Annotated in this window: 13 protein-coding genes; 8 read left to right on the top strand and 5 right to left on the bottom strand. The window is 47.5% G+C overall.

Annotation, left to right across the window (positions count from 1 at the left end; genetic code table 11):
• Nucleotides 1-41 precede the first annotated feature (41 nt).
• On the bottom strand, nt 42-686 hold the full coding sequence (locus ACJJIZ_RS11925; protein ID WP_444913530.1) for a TetR/AcrR family transcriptional regulator: 645 nt from the start codon (nt 684-686) through the stop codon (nt 42-44).
• 202 nt (nt 687-888) lie between these two features.
• On the opposite strand from ACJJIZ_RS11925, the gene ACJJIZ_RS11920 reads away from it, so the two are divergent.
• From ACJJIZ_RS11920 to ACJJIZ_RS11895, 6 genes are all read left to right on the top strand, one after another.
• Nucleotides 889-1,782: an SDR family oxidoreductase gene (locus ACJJIZ_RS11920; RefSeq protein ID WP_444913529.1), complete on the top strand. Its 894-nt coding sequence runs from the start codon at nt 889-891 to the stop codon at nt 1,780-1,782.
• Complete coding sequence (locus ACJJIZ_RS11915; RefSeq protein WP_444913528.1) at nt 1,782-3,389, top strand: acyl-CoA carboxylase subunit beta; 1,608 nt, start codon at nt 1,782-1,784, stop codon at nt 3,387-3,389. The genes ACJJIZ_RS11920 and ACJJIZ_RS11915 overlap by 1 nt, the downstream gene beginning before the upstream one ends.
• 81 nt (nt 3,390-3,470) lie before the next feature.
• Nucleotides 3,471-4,637: an acyl-CoA dehydrogenase family protein gene (locus ACJJIZ_RS11910; protein ID WP_413665474.1), complete on the top strand. Its 1,167-nt coding sequence runs from the start codon at nt 3,471-3,473 to the stop codon at nt 4,635-4,637.
• A gap of 9 nt (nt 4,638-4,646) precedes the next feature.
• A complete protein-coding gene (locus tag ACJJIZ_RS11905; RefSeq protein ID WP_444913527.1) occupies nt 4,647-5,450 on the top strand; it encodes an enoyl-CoA hydratase/isomerase family protein in 804 nt (267 codons plus the stop codon).
• Nucleotides 5,450-7,474, top strand: coding sequence for an acetyl/propionyl/methylcrotonyl-CoA carboxylase subunit alpha (locus ACJJIZ_RS11900; RefSeq protein WP_444913526.1), 2,025 nt, complete (start codon nt 5,450-5,452; stop codon nt 7,472-7,474). Before ACJJIZ_RS11905 ends, ACJJIZ_RS11900 begins: the two co-directional genes overlap by 1 nt.
• Nucleotides 7,475-7,485: 11 nt before the next feature.
• Nucleotides 7,486-8,649, top strand: coding sequence for an acyl-CoA dehydrogenase family protein (locus ACJJIZ_RS11895; protein WP_444913525.1), 1,164 nt, complete (start codon nt 7,486-7,488; stop codon nt 8,647-8,649).
• Nucleotides 8,650-9,233: 584 nt separating this feature from the next.
• Here the strand turns inward: ACJJIZ_RS11895 and ACJJIZ_RS11890 are convergent.
• Nucleotides 9,234-11,003, bottom strand: a complete 1,770-nt coding sequence (locus tag ACJJIZ_RS11890) for a DUF885 domain-containing protein (RefSeq protein WP_444913524.1) — start codon at nt 11,001-11,003, stop codon at nt 9,234-9,236.
• Nucleotides 11,004-11,353: 350 nt separating this feature from the next.
• Nucleotides 11,354-13,171 (bottom strand): haloalkane dehalogenase, encoded by a 1,818-nt coding sequence (locus ACJJIZ_RS11885; protein WP_444913523.1) that lies wholly within the window; start codon nt 13,169-13,171, stop codon nt 11,354-11,356.
• A 394-nt stretch (nt 13,172-13,565) separates the two neighbouring features.
• On the opposite strand from ACJJIZ_RS11885, the gene ACJJIZ_RS11880 reads away from it, so the two are divergent.
• Both ACJJIZ_RS11880 and ACJJIZ_RS11875 read left to right on the top strand, forming a co-directional pair.
• Nucleotides 13,566-14,591 carry a sensor histidine kinase gene (locus tag ACJJIZ_RS11880; protein WP_444913522.1) on the top strand — a complete coding sequence of 342 codons (1,026 nt, stop codon included), beginning with the start codon at nt 13,566-13,568 and terminating at the stop codon, nt 14,589-14,591.
• Between the two features lie 7 nt (nt 14,592-14,598).
• On the top strand, nt 14,599-15,375 hold the full coding sequence (locus ACJJIZ_RS11875; protein ID WP_444913521.1) for a LytR/AlgR family response regulator transcription factor: 777 nt from the start codon (nt 14,599-14,601) through the stop codon (nt 15,373-15,375).
• A 68-nt stretch (nt 15,376-15,443) separates the two neighbouring features.
• On the opposite strand, the gene ACJJIZ_RS11870 is transcribed toward ACJJIZ_RS11875, so the two are convergent.
• Both ACJJIZ_RS11870 and ACJJIZ_RS11865 read right to left on the bottom strand, forming a co-directional pair.
• A complete protein-coding gene (locus ACJJIZ_RS11870) occupies nt 15,444-17,414 on the bottom strand; it encodes an alpha/beta hydrolase family protein (protein ID WP_444913520.1) in 1,971 nt (656 codons plus the stop codon).
• Complete coding sequence (locus ACJJIZ_RS11865; protein ID WP_444913519.1) at nt 17,411-18,073, bottom strand: hypothetical protein; 663 nt, start codon at nt 18,071-18,073, stop codon at nt 17,411-17,413. Before ACJJIZ_RS11865 ends, ACJJIZ_RS11870 begins: the two co-directional genes overlap by 4 nt.

The following is an 18,073-nucleotide window of genomic DNA, read 5'->3' as shown; positions in this document are numbered from 1 at the left end:
TTCACAGTTTTTCTGGCACGCTTTGCCAATTTAGGAAGAAATCAGGGAGTGAATATTGCTAGAACACGCGCCGCCAGATCTGGAATAGACAACCCCTTATCTCTCGGCTTATACCAACTGTATGTGTGACTCAAGGCACCAACCAGCAAACGCCTTACCAGAGCGGGATCACCACCAGGGCAGTCGGCGGCCTCAATAGCATCCAGCCATATCTGCTCATACTCCTCCCTTAGGCGTAAAACCTCCTGCTGACTCTCTTCGGATAGGCTTCTCCATTCCACCACCAGGATAGAAAAGCCCGGTACTGCCAACCCATGAATAGCCTCTAATTCACACTGAATACAGGCCTGAAGCCTCTCTTGCGGTGTTCGACTCTGTTCCGCCGCGGTTCGCATTCGCGCACCAGCAAATATCGTCACCTCCCGCATTACTTCACAGAGAATCTGCTCCTTACTGGAGAAATGATGAAAAATACTGCCAGACAAAATACCCACTTCAGCAGCGAGATCCCGCACTGTTGTCCGGGCGAACCCTTTTTGCTCAAACAACCGCGCTGCAGCATTCAGCAAACGTCCACGGGCAGATTCAGGATCTGTTAGCACTCCCTCTGCCACCAAAGCACCTACCAGCTGCTGCGGCGATAACTCTTCGGGAACTCTCACAAAATCCTGCCCACTTTCAATCACGAACCACTCCCCATATTGGTCAATTTGAGTCAAACATCTTAACGGCCCTGAGAATTTTTAATCAAATAGGCGCCAAGCATTGAATACCAAGCGCTTGCTTGGTAGCGTTAAGCCATTCTGCGTTTTCCCACACGCAGGCGCAAGCGCCGACAAGAACAATAAAAACTGAATAAGCCGTAAGGCCGTAAAAAAGGAAACTTTCATGCGCTATCAAAGCCAGCTGCGCTCCGGCAGCTTTAGCGAGCAAACCTATATCGTCACCGGTGGCGGCAGCGGTATTGGACGCTGCATTGCCCACGAATTGGCCAGCCTCGGCGCCCATGTAGTATTGATCGGGCGCAAACTGGACAAGCTGGAAAGGGTTGCCGGCGAGATCCACAACGATGCTGGCGAGTGCAGCTTATTCAGCCTGGACATCCGCGATGAAGAAGGAGTGCAGGAGACAGTGGGGCAAATAGTCCAGGCCCGGGGCCAAGTTCACGGATTAGTGAACAATGCCGGTGGCCAGTTCCCCTCACCCCTTGAGCAGATCAACACAAAAGGGTTCGATGCTGTTGTACGCAGTAACCTGCTCGGTGGCTTTTTAATGTCCCGAGAAGTTTTTGTTCAATCTATGAAACAGCACGGCGGCAGTATCGTAAATATCACCGCAGATAACGCCGGCGGTATGCCAATGATGGGCCATTCCGGTGCCGCTCGAGCAGGCATGGAAAATATTACCGAAACCTCCGCCTTAGAGTGGGCACCTTTTGGGGTTCGAGTTAATGCTGTAGCGCCAGGCTATATTCTCTCCAGCGGCTTTGATACTTACGACCCCAAATTCCTGCGCGAGCTATTACCGGGCTTCCGAGACAGTATTCCCCTCTATCGATTGGGAGAGGAAGCGGAAATTAGTGGGGCCGTGTGCTTCCTGCTTTCCGATGCCGCCAGCTATATCACCGGACAAACGCTGCGTATCGATGGTGGCTCGAGTCTCAAACATCACTCTCCCCTTTGGCAGCCACAGGCGGCCTGTAACTCTAAGCGCTTCAACGGATTCCATCGCAAACGCCGGCCGCAGGTAGTGGAAGAATTGGAAGCGGAGGGCAAGCTCTAATGCAGCCGATTGATTCCCAGCTCGACAACCGCTCGGCAGAGTTCAATGACAACCAAGCTGCCATGCTGGAGCAGATCAGCCATTTTCGTGAAGCTGAGCAACGTCCGGTACAGGCAGAGAAAAGTAAGGCTGCGCGCTATCGTGACAGGGGCTGGCTGCTGCCAAGGGAGCGCCTTAATTTATTGCTCGACCCCGGCGCGCCTTTTGTAGAGTTGTGCTCCCTTGCCGGCTATAAACTTTTTGACGACCAGGATGGTACCGGTGCGGGTGGCGGAGCCATTTGTGGCATTGGCCAGGTCAGCGGACAACGTTGCATGGTTCGGGTGGATAACTATGCCGTAAAAGGTGGCACCATCTCACCAGCCGGGATGGATAAAGCCCTGCGAATGCAGAGGATCGCTCTGGAGAATCATTTGCCGATTGTCGCCCTGGCACAAAGTGGTGGTGCCAACCTGATGTATGCCAGCGACACTTTCGCTCCCGGTGGACGCGGATTTGCTAACCAGGCTCGAATGTCCGCTGCCGGTATTCCGCAAGTAACCGTGGTACATGGCGGCGCTACTGCTGGCGGTGCTTACCAACCAGGCCTGTCAGATTATGTGGTCATGGTACGCGGGCAAACCGGTATGTATCTGGCTGGGCCGCCGCTACTGAAAGCAGCCACCGGTGAAATTGCCGATGCGGAAAGCCTCGGCGGAGCGGAAATGCACTGTACCGAATCCGGCAGTGGCGATTACTTAGCTGAGAACGACGCCGATGGTATCCGCATAGCAAGGGAAATTATTGCCGCCCTACCCTCCCCCATTAAAAGCTCAGTACAAAAAGACTACCGAGACCCATTGCACCCTATCGACGACCTGCTCGGTCTGATTCCAGCAGATAGTAAAAAGCCCTACGACGTGCGCGAAATTCTCGCTCGTCTAGCCGACGGCTCTGCCATGTTGGATTTCAAGCCGGAATTCGATCGACAAACCGTATGTGGTCATATTCGTATCGAAGGCTTCCCTGTGGGAATTATTGGGAATAATGGCCCGATCACCCCCAAGGGGGCTAACAAGGCCGCGCAGTTTATTCAGTTGTGCGAGCAGAGTGGCACGCCACTGCTGTTTTTACATAACACCACCGGCTTTATGGTGGGTACCGAGGTGGAGCGCAACGGCATTATCAAGCACGGGGCCAAAATGATTCAGGCCGTGGCCAATGCTAGCGTACCAAAACTCAGTATTGTCGTGGGCGGTTCCTATGGGGCCGGCAACTACGCCATGTGCGGTCGCGGATTCGATCCCCGCTTTATTTTTGCCTGGCCCAATTCCCGCACCGCAGTTATGGGCGCAGCCCAGGCCGGCAAGGTAATGCGCATCGTCACACAACAAAAAATGCAACGCAGTGGCAATGTGGATGAGACTGTATTGGACAAATTGGAAAATGACACCAGCGCATTTATGCATGGCAATTCCGATGCTCTCGCCTGCAGTGCACGCCTCTGGGATGACGGCATTATCGATCCCCGCGATACACGCAATCTTTTAGGCATGTTGCTAGAAATTTGCAATGAGGCCGAGCAGAGAAAACTCAATAAAAATACCTTTGGCGTAGCTAGGTTCTAACGAAAAACCGGGGCAACAAGGAAGTGCGGTTGCCCATTAACACAATCACCGGGTTCACACTTCAAGGCAGGGAAAACAATAATGATATTTAGCGATCAACACCGGGAACTGCAGCGCACTGTACAAAACTTTGTACAGCAGGAAATCAATCCCAATGTGGCGGAATGGGAAAAGGCCGGCCGCTTTCCTATCCACGAAATTTTCCAACAACTGGCCAACCTGGGCCTGCTGGGCATCAGCAAGTCCACGGACTTCGGTGGTCTGGGCCTCGACTTCAGTTACGAAACCGTTTTCCTGGAAGAGCTGGGCAGCGCTCACTGTGGCGGTGTACCCCTGTCAATTTCAGTGCAAACCTCCATGTGCACCCCGGCTCTGGCTAATTTTGGCAGCCAGGATTTGAAAGAGCAGTTCCTGATTCCCGCTGTGAGTGGCGAGATGATCGGTGCAATTGCCGTTTCCGAACCCGGCGCCGGTTCCGATGTTGCTTCGATTAAGACCACCGCCAAGAGCGATGGCGACGACTATGTGATTAACGGCAGCAAGATGTGGATCACCAACGCCCCCTGCGCCGATTTTTTCTGCACCCTGGTCAATACCAGTGAGGGCAAAGCCCATAGCAACAAATCCCTGGTCATTATTCCGGCGAAAACGCCTGGTGTACGCATCGGCGAAAAACTCGACAAATTAGGCATGCGCTCATCGGAAACCGCTCCCATCTTTTTTGACAATGTACGGGTGCCCAAACATTTCCGTATCGGCGATGAAGGTGCCGGATTCCTATTGCAGATGCTTCAGTTCCAGGAAGAACGCCTCGCCGGCGCCGCGCTGAACTTAAAAGGCCTGGAGCACTGTGTAACCAGCACCATCGACTATGTGCGCGAACGCCATGCCTTTAAAGCGCCATTGATCGACAATCAAACTATCCACTTTGCCCTCGCAGAAATGCAGACCGAAGTGGAATGCCTGCGCTCTCTAACCTGGCGCGCGGTGGAAGCTTATGTAGCCGGTGAAGATGTCACTACCCTTGCTTCAATGGCCAAGCTCAAGGCTGGTCGCCTGTCCCGCTCTATTCCCGATCAGTGCCTGCAGTTCTGGGGTGGCATGGGCTATATCGAGGAGACTGTCATCAACCGCGCTTACCGGGATAGCCGTCTCACCGCTATCGGCGGCGGTGCAGATGAAGTAATGCTCGGCATTATCTGTAAGCTGATGGGCATACTGCCCAGCAAACGCAAACCCACCGCGTGAGGTCAGGCCATGGAGACAATTATTGATGAAACCATCGGCATCGCCCGCCATCTCACGCTAAATCGCCCGCAACAGCGCAACGCCATCAGTTTGCAAATGGTAGATGAGCTTCTGCAAAAACTCGCAGAAGCGGAAGAAGATCCGCAGGTGCGAGCGTTGGTACTGCGGGGTGCAGAACACAACTTCTGCGCCGGTGGCGATATTGCCGATATGCTCAATGCTCAGCAGGGCGCGAGCGATGGAAATAGTGATATGTTTTTTCACCTAAACCGTCGTTTCGGTGAATTGATGGAGCGATTTAATCGCACCCCTTTAATAGTCATTGCCGTACTGGAAGGTGCCGTAATGGGCGGTGGTTTCGGGCTCGCTTGCAGTGCCGATATTGCCATTGCCGATCGCAGTTGCCGCTTCGCCCTTCCGGAAACCCGCCTGGGTTTACCGCCTGCACAAATTGCTCCCTTTGTCGTGGCACGGGTCGGCCTCTCCCAGGCCCGGCGCCTGGCCCTGAGCGGAGCAAAAGTCAATGCTCAGCAGGCTTTGGAAATTGGGTTAATCCACCAGCTGCTCGATAATTCCGAAGCCCTCGAAGGCGCGCTGCAGGAACACCTGGGCGCTATCAATGCCTGCGCTCCCGGCGCCCTGGCAACGACCAAGCAGATCTTGCTGGATGCTGCACGGGTAAGCGATGAGACTGCCCTCGGCCAACTGCTCGACGGCGCTGCGCAGCAGTTTTCCCGTGCAATTCAAGGCCATGAAGGGCGCGAAGGCGCCCGTGCATTTCTGGAAAAACGATCACCGGAGTGGCAGCACTGATGTCGACAACAGAGACCCTGTTAATCGCCAATCGAGGCGAGATCGCACTGCGAATTATGCGAACTGCCCGGGCGGAAGGCTATCGCACAGTCGCCGTCTACAGCGATGCGGACTGCGATGCACTTCACGCACAGACTGCCGATATCGCCGTAGCCATTGGCGGGCAGACTTCGGCGGAGTCCTATCTGGATATCCAAAAAATTCTCGCCGCAGCTAAAAAATCCGGAGCCACTGCCGTCCACCCTGGCTACGGCTTTCTCGCTGAGAATGCGGAATTTGCCAGCGCTTGCGAAGAGAATGGACTGAGTTTTGTTGGCCCGAGTGCCGAAGTCATAGAATTGATGGGCAACAAACGCAAAGCCAAGGAGTTTGTTGCCGCTGCCGGCGTACCCTGTATTCCCGGCTTCCAGGGTGCCCAGGACGACGACACCCTGATCACCGAGGCGAGGCGCATTGGATTCCCGTTAATGATCAAAGCCGCCGCAGGCGGTGGTGGACGCGGCATGCGCCTGGCTCACGAAAACAACGAGCTGGCCTCCCAGTTGCGCGCCGCCCGCAGTGAATCCATGAGTGCATTCGGTAGCGACGAGTTGATTCTGGAAAAGGCACTGGTCAACGCTCGCCATATCGAAATCCAGGTATTTGCGGATCGTCATGGCAACTGTATTCACCTGGGGGAGCGGGATTGCTCCGTACAACGACGCCATCAAAAAGTGGTCGAAGAGTGCCCTTCCCCAGCGGTCGACACCCAGCTGCGGGAAAGAATGGGGCAAGCCGCAGTCGACGCCGCGCGAGCCTGCGGTTATCTAGGCGCGGGCACCGTAGAGTTTTTACTCTGCCCCAACGGCGAATTCTATTTCCTGGAAATGAACACCCGCTTGCAAGTCGAGCACCCGGTAACAGAAATGGTAACCGGTTTTGACCTGGTAGCCTGGCAACTGGCAGTAGCACGCGGCGAAGCTCTATGCGTTTCCCAGCAGCAAGTCACCCAGCATGGCCACGCCATGGAAGTCCGCCTGTATGCCGAAGACCCGGAACAACAATTCCTACCCCAGGCCGGAAAAGTACTCCACTGGAAGGCGCCAAAGGGGCAAGGAATCCGTATCGACCACGCCTTGAAAAGTGGTTGCGAAATTACGCCATTTTACGACCCCATGCTCGGCAAATTAATTGCTTGGGGGCAGGATCGAGAAGAAGCTCGGCGCAAGCTAACTCAGGCCCTGACCCGGCTGGAATTTATCGGCCCCAAAAACAATATCCATTTCCTGCAGAAGATCCTGGCCGAATCACAGTTTATCGCTGGCGATGCCGATACCAGTTTTCTCGACCAAAACAGCACGCTGACATCTGCAGAACCAGTTCCAGCAGTAATTGCAGCCCAAGCCACATTACTTAATCACTTGCACCAAGCCAACCCTCAGGATCAGCGTAGCGGCCGCAGTGACTGGCGCAGTGGCGACAACAGCGTGCCGATCAACTACCGACTGGAAATTGCAGGACAAACCCTAAACTGTGAGCTGCTGGCGTTAGTAGATAATTCTTATCAAATCTCAGTAGGCGACCAGCAGTTCCTGATTCAGTGGGTCCATTTTGAGAAATCACAAAAAGAAACTGGAGTTTATAGCGCTGAACTTCTGCTGGATGGCGTTAGCCAAAAGAGACTGTTTCTAGCCAACCAAAGCAATCTGCACCTCCTGTTAGACGGCAGGCAATTTCATTTTGTCGATATCACCCACGCCCCCGCCAAATCGAGCCTTAACGAAGGCAGTGGCCGCATCACGGCTCCTATGGACGGTTGCCTGGTGCAGGTATTGGTTGAGCCCAATCAAAGAGTTCAGCGGGGAGACACTATCGCCTTAATGGAAGCCATGAAAATGGAGCACGCCCTGCGCGCAGACCGCGACGGTACCGTAATTAAACTGGGCGCCTGTGAAGGAGACCAGGTACGCGGTGGCCAGCTGTTAGTTCAGATCGAAGCCGCTCCCACGGAAACCGCCAAAATCCCCAGCGACGCTACTTCCTAAAGGAGATCAGCATGTACGATATTGATGCCTCCCGTATGGCAAGCCCCTTCTATGACGAAGGCCATCAGGAATGGCGCACCCAGTTGCGTCGCTTTGTCGACCGCGAGATTACTCCCTACATTACTGAATGGGACGAAGACGGCCAGCTTCCCGCCGAGCTTTGGAAAAAAGCCGCAGAAGTTGGCCTTCTGCAGATGAGTTATCCGGAAAACTACGGCGGCATCGAAACCGATGTCTTCCATATGATTGTTGCCGCAGAGGAGTTAGCCCGCCCCGGCGCTGGTGGCCTCTACGCCAGCCTAATGGTCCACGGCATTGCCCTTCCCCCATTATTGCACTATGGCAGTGAGGCCCTAAAAGATCAGGTTATTCCCTCGGTATTACGTGGCGAAAAGCATATTTCCCTGGCTGTTACCGAGCCAGGCGCAGGCTCCGATGTAGCCAATCTTCAGTGCCGCGCAGAGCGTGATGGGGGTGACTATATCGTTACCGGCGAAAAGACCTATATCACCGGCGGTATGCGCGCTAACTGGTTTACTACTGCCGTGCGCACTGGCGAGGAAGGCTTCGGCGGTATCTCCCTGCTCTTAATCCCTGCGGATGCCGAAGGCGTTAGCCGGCAGCTGCTCGATAAAAAGCAGGGCTGGTGGTGCTCCGATACGGCCAGTATCTTTTTTGAGCAGGTGCGCGTCCCTGCGAGCAATCTAATTGGCGGTGAGAACCAAGGTTTCTTACCCATAGTGCACAACTTCAATCGCGAGCGCCTGGGCATTGCCGCTTCCTGTGTAGAATTCAGCCGGGTCTGCTTGCAGGATGCCATTGAGTGGGCCCAGGAGCGCCAAACTTTCGGAAAGCGTCTCGCCAATCACCAGGTGATTCGACACAAATTTGCCCAGATGCTTCAACGCATCAATGCCACCCAAGCCTATCTGGACCTCTGTGCCTGGGCAGAGCAACAACATCAGCTCAAAGTAGCGGATATCGCACTACTCAAAGTCCAAGCCACAGAAACCCTTGAGTTCTGCGCTCGGGAGGCTATGCAGGTGTTGGGCGGCGCAGGCTATATGCGCGGCAGCCGTATTGAGCGTATCTATCGTGAAGTGCGGGTGAATGCGATTGGTGGCGGATCTGAAGAAATTATGCGGGATCTGGCTTCCAGGCAAATGGGGATTTAGTAAGTGTAAGGCCCCCTGAAAACATTCATATTAATAATTACGAAGCTTTATTTGGGGTAGTTACTTTGACTCAGGCAGCAGCAACTTCTTAAGAGAACAATTAACTACCCACTTTATAACCACCTTAATAACTACCAGAGGAATAAAAATATAGAGATAGCGAAGAGAATTGTGTGATATTTAGAAAATTCATCCCAAAAATTCACTTTCCCAAAGAGTATTTCTGCATAAGGATCACCAAAGATCCAATCCGGCCTCTCCCCTCGAGCCAACCTGTTACATACAGCATGAAAGGCATACGAGGAAGAACCCCTCGGTTTGAAAAACAAAGCCATCGGACTTCCATCCCTAAGCCATTTTTCATGGTACCTCTCAAATTGGTACTTAATCAGATCAGATAACTTTAGGTGACTGATTAAAATCGTAACTGGGAAGGAAAAAACCACTATAGTAAAAAAATTAAACATAGCCCAATTCGGGAACCCAACTTATATAGCGCTGACACTTAGTCAAAAATTAATTGGCACCCAACTGTGTAGCTCAGGCTCGCAATAACACGAGCCCGAGATCAGACTTAAACGCAGCTACCCTTGCTTCTTATCCTGAATGAAATCCCTTACCTGCTCACTTAGTACGGCCATAGGAACATTGCCATTTCTCAGAATGATTTCATGGAAGTCCTTAATATCGAAGTCTTCACCAAGTTCATTTTGCATCAGTTCTCGCAAGGCGAAAATCTCGAGGGCACCAGAATCATAAGAGGTAAGCTGCGCAGGCATAACCGCCATTCGGTCCATCAGAGTCCTCGGGCCTTTTGCAAATGAAGCGCCAGAATCCTGCAAAAACTCCGCAACCTTTTCATCACTCCAACCGAGTACATGCATTGCGGTGTCCGCTACCATACCTCGCGCAGGCCATGCTCTCCTTAGGATCTTGGTTGACCCATACTGATACATTCCCGCTTCTTCCGCTAGATGTTCAGAGTACCTACCCCAACCTTCAGCAAAAGCAGAGTTAGACAAAGCATCTTCTATTTTGTGAAACTTTTCTTGCTCTTGTACGAGAGCAATTTGCATATGATGGCCCGGGTACCCTTCGTGGATAGTAACCTTCTCTGCAGAGGCGTAAGACTCATCCTTGTAAGTTGTCGGATCATATCCAAATCTCGCCTTGCGCTCCTTAGTGCCCGGAATATAGTGTGCGCTGCGACCTGAGCCCTGTTCATGCTCAGGGATAGCTTTTACTTCCATTTCAATCAAAGGCATTTCATGGAAGAAGTCAACGGTTAAATCTCTAGACTTATCTACCAGGCTCTCATAAAACTGATGCATTTCATCAGCGCTATTAAATTTCTGAGTTTTATCCTCACTGGCCCTTGCCACTGCCTCAGAATAGGAATCTACTTGATAGAACTCCTTGCCTAAGCGAACCACTTCGCTCTTGTTTGAGTTAACAGCCCTTAAACCCAACTCAAAAACTTCTTCAGGTGTTCTCTGCAAAGTCGTATAAGAACGATACTGAGCCATATAACATTCACGGCCATTAGGAATCGCATGGATACCAAGCTCCGCTCTGGCTTCAGGTAAATAGGCAGACTCTAGAAAATTCTTGTAATTCTCCATTGAGGGGATAACGTGATCTGAAAGCACTTGCTTGAATGCAGCTTCAAACTCAGGGTCCCCAGCTTTCTTCGCTAACCCCAAGAACGGGTGCTCATCGATAGGTACTTGGGTCAAGCCATCAACTTGCTGAATGACTCGCTTAACCACACTCTGAGGTGCGGAGTAACCTTGCTCTAACCCCCGGCGGAGATTGGCTATTTCTTGCTCATAGTAACGAGCCGCGTCAAGCCAACGTTCAATCGCATCTGCCTTTTCTTGGGCTGTTTCAACCGGCTGAACCTCGGTCAAAAAGCCAAGAATGATATGAGGCCCAAACATATGATCAACAGACCAGAGTTCAGTCTTACACACCCTTAGGCCAACATTGGACTCTAATCGCTCTTTTAGTTTGAAGTAGAATACCTTCTCTTGATCACTTTTTAGACCATTAAGATCTATCTCTGCCAATTTATTGAGTATTCTGTCCTCAGATGCCGCTAGAGAGGCAGCGTTACTGGGGGAGTTACTTAAAAAAAGGTTGTGCCTGTCCAGCTCCATATCTGAGAAGTAAGCGTACGGCTGGAAGTTTTCTAAATAAGCTTCAGCATATTGATCCGCTAGATCATGGAGTAGCGCCGAGTTGTCAATAGCTTCCCTACCGGCCACATCAGTTTGGTTATCAGTAACTGAGCACCACATTAGGACCGATGAAACTACCAATACACCTAAACCCGCTCTTTTTACATTAATCATTCTTATAAGACCGCAACATAAAACTCATTAAAAAGGTTTCTATAAAGAAAACTTCAATTTCCTATTTTATAGTAGGCACTGTAACAAAATGAGTTTCAACACCTCAAATGCGGAATATCGGCGAAGCGAGGATATTTATAGATAAATCCCAGGGATAGAGCGTGAAACTCGTTTAATTGGCAGAGTCACAAGTAACAAGCGCTAGCAACTTGACATAGAGACCACCTAAGCCTACATTAACCTATGCACTTGAAGGGTATGGCGATGCATAAGAAGCCCACTTTAATAAAAATGGGCTTCTTAAAGAACAGTAATTCCTTATAACACCGATGAATGTTACTTCATTTATATTACGGCACTAACTGGTAGCTATTACCTAAGTCGTCTTGTACAACCTCAGCAATACCATTGATGGCGGAGACTTCTAATGGCTCACTTAGAATGCGACTTCTAAATGTCCAGCCTTCTGGCAGATTGAGGCGACTTCCCAGGTCTTTTAAATCGTCAAACTGAAGATCAGAGACCTCAATACGACTAAATGATTGCATAATATACACCTGCCCATTGATATCAGTTAGCTCATAAACACGGCGACCTTCATAAAACAACCAAGTATTATTCCTTAGTACTTGTCCAGGAATATAGGAAACACTCTCTCCGAGATCAGAACTATAATTCATGGTAGTCAATAAGCGCATTTCTAAGTCACCAAAAAAACGGTATTCATCATCCGGACTGGGTGAGACAATATCGCCACCTAAAATTTCATCCACCACAAAAAAACGCGGCCCATTAGGGATTGCAAAAAGCGCACCATACTCAATTTCTATATCGTTGAAGTTGATAGCATCCCACTGACTTTGGGGACAAAAATTAACACCCGGGGTACCCCAAATCTCTGTTGACTCCTCAGCTCCGTCTAGATAAGACAGTAATATCTCACAATAGCGAAAATTAAAGAGTGGACCGCCAGCTTGCAATGGTTCCTCAACCGTAGTATTTCGCAAGAAATCTAAAAAGTGTATGGCCAATTCCTCGCCTACATCGTCTTGAATAAAGTGGCCTGCAGCAAAGCGCCTATGATCACCATCATCCGAACCTGGTACATGCTCCACCCACTTCTGTTGCGTTTCAATACTCCCCAAGTTGATATCATACTCACCGGCATTAAACATAAATGGGTTGTGAAAAGCTCCAAGTGTTTTCCAGGCAGAAAAATTCTGCATTTCAATGCCTACCATCATCGCAGGAAATGCTCGTATTGCCGCTTTATACTCAATATTTGGGTAGGGGGCGTTATACGCAAGTACTTCCTCATCACTTAGCAGGTTAATAGTCAATGTTTGTACCACATCTCCAGCAATTAATTCCGGTACACTAGAGGCATAGTTAATCCATTGTTGGAATCCCTCCACCCTATCAGTCGATTTTGAAGTAAAGAATGTTTCTGCATCACCCAGTGATTCATCAATCTCAAAAGTCGGGTATATATAAGGATTTCCCCCCAATGGAATCACCGGAAGGTCACCATTCGCGACAACTAGCCTTCCGATAACTTGTGGCATATCACCTGCAATACGAAGACCAATAACACTTCCCCAATCTTGTACAAATAGATTAATATCAGTTAAATTTAACTTATCAATAAACGCCTTAGTCCAAGCAACATGTTGTTCATATTGATGAACTGTGACGTCGATCGGCTTGTCTGACCTTCCCATTCCAATATTATCTGGTGCAATCACTCGGTAACCGGCATCAGCAAGGATCGGGATCATTTTTCGGTATAAATAGGACCAGCTGGGTTGGCCATGTAGTAACAATATAACTTCGCCATTATCAGGCCCAACATCCACGTAATGCATATTTAAGCCGTCAATTTCTACATAACTTGGCTCAAATTCATATCCTGAAAGGGAGTCAAAACAGGCATCGGGAGTAACAATATATTCCAAACCCGTAGCGGTTGCATATATTTCACTTTCAGACAATTTACAAGCATCGCTATTTGGACCTGTAACTAAGGGAATCTCTGTCCCTGAGACATCTTCAGAGTCATCCGAGTCACAAGCAACCAATAGGGAACCCAAAAAGCAGATACCGAACAGGCACCGGAATAGAGAGATATATTGGGGAGTTATAGATATAGAGACAAAAGAATAATTCATAATATAAACCTTCCTTTTACATTAAATATAAATTCCTTTAACTGGAGAGGATATTCATATCACCATCAGATCATCCACCTATAACAGAATTGTGCGGATGGTGAAAATCTCCGCACGACCAGAACTGTTGGAAGTTTTATCATTAATTAAACAGGGAAAACTCAATAAAAAAGCACATGACTAACCTCCGCCAATTTAAGAACCTGAGATACATAAACTTATGCTTAGATACTTAAAAATTTGCTTGCAATCGAGAATGTTTTGTATGAACGGTGCATATTTCAAGCTCAATGGAGCAAATGGCAAGTTTCTTTCATATAAGATTACCTATATCATTCACTGTTGATATTCTGATATATAAAATCGATATTGAATGCAATATAGGCAAGGAACCTTGTTTGAATTTCGCAAAATAAATAAGATCCAAGCATGGATATTTCTTCTAATTTGGCCATGGGTGAATATCTTTATCGTCTCTGCTACACTTTATTCACTTGAGTCACTAACCCCCCACCTCTTCCTGTTGGCTACAGCTAAAATATGGGGAACATTTATTTTTTGTCACCTTCTTTTCATTTTTATTGAAAATCTTCCCAACAGCCCTCTACGATTATTAAAAGAAAAACATACCTACTTACTTAGACCAATTGTAGTCATTTTTCTATTTATAAGCATTGCACCGATCGTAGAACCCCCATTAACTTTTAAAGTACCTGACATTAAAATATTACCGTTGGCGATAATACTACTTGAATCCACAGTTTATATTTTTGCCATATATATATTTCAACAGCAAAGTTTCTTCTATCGCTCGCAGCTTCATGCACAACAGGCAGAGCTACAAATACTTAAAATGCAATCTAATCCTCACTTTCTATTTAACACCCTAAATTTGATTGCATCAGAAGTCATTCAGCACCCATCAAAAGCTAAAGAGCTCATTTACAGCCTTTCCGATTTATTGCGCGACACAATCAACTTAACCAAAACCCAATGGATAACTATTGAGGAAGAACTAAGATTAATCGAGTTATACCTCTTGCTGCAGCAAAAGCGCTTTGAGGATCGATTCACCTTTGATATTGACTGCCCACAAAATTTGAATGGAATGAATATACCGTCATTACTACTAATGCCAGCTGTGGAAAATGCCATAAAGTACGGTATTGCACCCTACGCTAAAAGTGGTCATGTGAGTGTAAATGTCGAACTAAATAATAGCTACATAGAAGTGGAAGTTCAGGATACAGGGGCATGCTTTGATGACAAGAACATTACCTATGGTGAAGGATTACGTATTCTAACTCAAACATTAAGAGTCAACTTCAGTGACAACCACGCCCTCAAGTTAAATTCAAGCGGTGAAGGAGCAAGTTTGAAAATTCGCTTCCCACAAGTAAATTCATCCATAACCCCGTAGATTGAAAATGGCGAAAATGAATACTAAAAAAGTAATTATTGTCGATGATGAACCTGCAGCAAGATCCAATCTAATAGAAGTAATTAACACCTTCGATGAATTGAAAGTTGTGGCGCAAGTAACTGATGGAAAGTCAGCAATAATGCAGATCGTAACCAAAAGCCCTGATATCGTTTTCCTTGATATTGAAATGCCAGAGGTGAATGGCTTTGATGTGGCCAATGCAACTCAACATATAAACTATCAACTTGTCTTTCTAACAGCCTATCAGCACTATGCCCTGCGTGCGTTCGACACAAATGCAATCGACTATTTGACAAAGCCTGCTCATCCAGAATTAATAAAGAAAAGCATTCGCAAGATATTACGGCAAGAGATGTATGCCTTAGGGCAACAGACGTCTTCGACAAGCGGAAACCGATTGGTTTTGAGTGATTACAATCAAATGAAGATATTTGAATATGACCAAATTAACTATATCGACAGTATCGGTCGTTATCGTCGCATCCACCTTACCGAGACAGGAGTTAAATCCCACAATACAAATACCATTATTTCAGATATGACACTTGACAGTTTCAGTGAGCAGCTACCTAAGGAAACTTTTTACCGATTACATCGAAGCTACATCATTAACAGTCATAGAATCCTTGAATTAAAGTTACAGTCACGACGCCATTTTGTCCGGCTTTCCGGAACAGATACACTTATCCCAGTATCTCGCAGTTTTCTATCCATCTTAAAGGAGAGTATTAAAGTCTCAGCTAGCTCTCTAATTGGGTAATAGATGACTCTAAGTAATCCCACAAATACAGCTATGAAATTACTTCGAGCCTCCATAATCCCAGAAACCTACATGTTCTTTTCAAGGAAGCTGATGATCGACCCAAAAATAGCTCTATGGTGCTCACTATCAGTAGGACCATGAGCCATTTCTGGATATAGTTTCCACTCATAGTCCTTATCAAACTTACTTAACATCATATTCATGCGGTACATATGTTCAACATCAACAGTTTCATCCTTCTCACCATGAATAATAAATACAGGCCTTTGAAGGTTTTGTGCCAGATATACCGGTGAAATGTCCTTCAGTTTGCCATAGTCTTTAACAGTATCTCCAACATTCTCCAGCAACCACTTACTTTGAGCCTCAGTTGCATAGGGTGAGTTCAGGTAGAGGTTAACATCTGTGACACCGGCCACACTGACTGCACAGCGGAACAATTGCTGGTGTTTGATAGCCATCATTAGTGCAGCATATCCACCATAACTCATTCCAACAGAACAAATTTCCGAAGACAAAATATCGCTTCGGTCACTTACTACTCTTGTTGCTTGATATATATCTTCAAGCATTAAGTTACCCCACTGCTGAACACCCGCTTCCTCCAGCTCAGTTGAATAACCGCTCGATCCTCGATAATTCACCCTTAAAACGGCATAGTTATTCGCCACAAAGAACTGTGTATAGTAGTCAAAATACTGATGGTCAAAAACGCCAAGAGGACCACCATGCGGCATAACTATAAGAGGGAATGGCCCGTTACCTTTTGGCATGGTCAATATATAAGGAATATTCAATCCCTCCACTTTAACCTGCTCGTGGTATTGGCGACTCTCAAGCTGGCCATCTAGATGTGGGAATTTTGAGGCCACTAGCTGGTCAATTTTCTGGTTTTTCCTGCTAATGAAATAACGTCCTGGTTGGCCGTGGCTCTCGCTATAGTAAAGCTCTATAGTACTATCGAGGTTTCTTCCTACTGTCGTTTTTAGTAGACTCGCCATGCCATTTTTTTCTTGTCTACCCTCATCAATATATTGATATTCTAACCGCCCATTATGAACGACCTTTACACCAATTAACTCCCCTGTCGATTGCTCTATTACCAGATCGATAATATCGTAGCTATCAGATCGATAAGCTATGCTCTGTTCTCCACTAGTGAAATTGCAGCGGTAAACTATCCGATCTTTCTCCGAATTAGCATCTAAGCAAAAGTAAGTTCCAGACTCTGGACTTATAGACACCGGTATAAGGATTCCATGCTCTGCTCCGGGGGCGGGCTCCTCTTCCAACTCTTCTTCAGTCCAACTCTTTATTGGGGCGGTAGAGTGTCCATCAACAACTTTACTCAAATGAAGCTTGCTGTCATTGAAAAACAAAACTGACTTTGGCTGCCCTGATGGATCAAAAAACCAGCGTATCGCATACCCTTCAACTGAAGCCACTTCATTCTGAACTGTAAACTGGCCTCCATCTTTTCGTAAAAGTTTACTTGCCTTCTGTTTAAATCGGTTAAGCTTAGATACGTCAATACTGTATACCTTGGAGTAAATCCCACTTTTTGCATACAGAAAATGGCCCGGCCTGTTTGGCAGCGCATGGACCAACCAACCCGGCGTTTTTACCTCAAATATTTCTGGAGGCTGGCCTTCGGAGCCTGAGACATCAAGCACTAGCAGTCGATATGCTGGCTTGGTATCTAGTAAATTTTTAACACCCTTCTTGACTTCCTTAAACTGGGCAACAAGATATTTTGGGCCAACCCAACGGATAAATTGAATTGATGCGTCCCTGGATGTCAATGTTTCGAGATCAATCAGGGTATGACTAGACCCATCTTCACGACTCCAAATATCTAACTTTTGACTAGCATCACTCTGCTTAATGGACGCTACCAATCTCCCATCTGGACTGACTTGTGCTGTTATAGTATCAATCGATTTAAAGTAGCTTTCTGCTGGCATTGCTACTGCTGGACCAATTTTCACCAGAATGCACAACAAAACCAATAAAGTCCCTCGAAAAAAAACAATCATTGGTTTATCTCCAAAGGACTTAACCAACTTTGCAAGAATTCATCTTGCACTCCCGCACCAGATACCAGAGGATACAACTCAGTTAATGAATTTATAGCTTCTTGAATTCCATCTAAATCTGTTGCTATTCGATTTTTGAAATAGACTTCTACCGTATCTGACTTTCTTTCCTTACCTATAAACAAGCTACCAATATAATTTGTTTTTTTAGCTTCCACATGAAAACGCCAAGTACGCTGCTTAGCAGTATCTAGTTTGTAGGGGAGATTGAAGTAAGGTGCATTTATTTGGGTAATTTGGTACAGGCCAGCTGGGACTGTCATCAGGTAAAAACCTTCGGACTTATCCTTGAGGCTGACTTTATAACGACCTTTCTTTCGCAGTTTATATTTTTGCCCACTCAGCAGGTATTTATTTCCATTAGCATACATCTTAGCAAACTCAATTGAGGGCGCAGTACCCCCTACATCTAGCTTAACCAAAACATACCCACGCCCGCCCTCTAACTCAGGTGGACTATCATAGGGTACCAATGACAGTGTCCGAGCAATTACTGATTCAGACACAAGGATTGCCGCAAATATTATGCCTTTAAGAAGAGTATCTACTCCACTTACCTGATAGCCTACCGGCATCACGCTTCTAAAATTTAGTGTCAA

This window comes from Microbulbifer maximicatervae (SeqCode), assembly GCF_052467225.1.
Note: the sequence above shows the minus strand (reverse complement) of the source record. Positions and strands in the feature narration are given on the sequence as shown.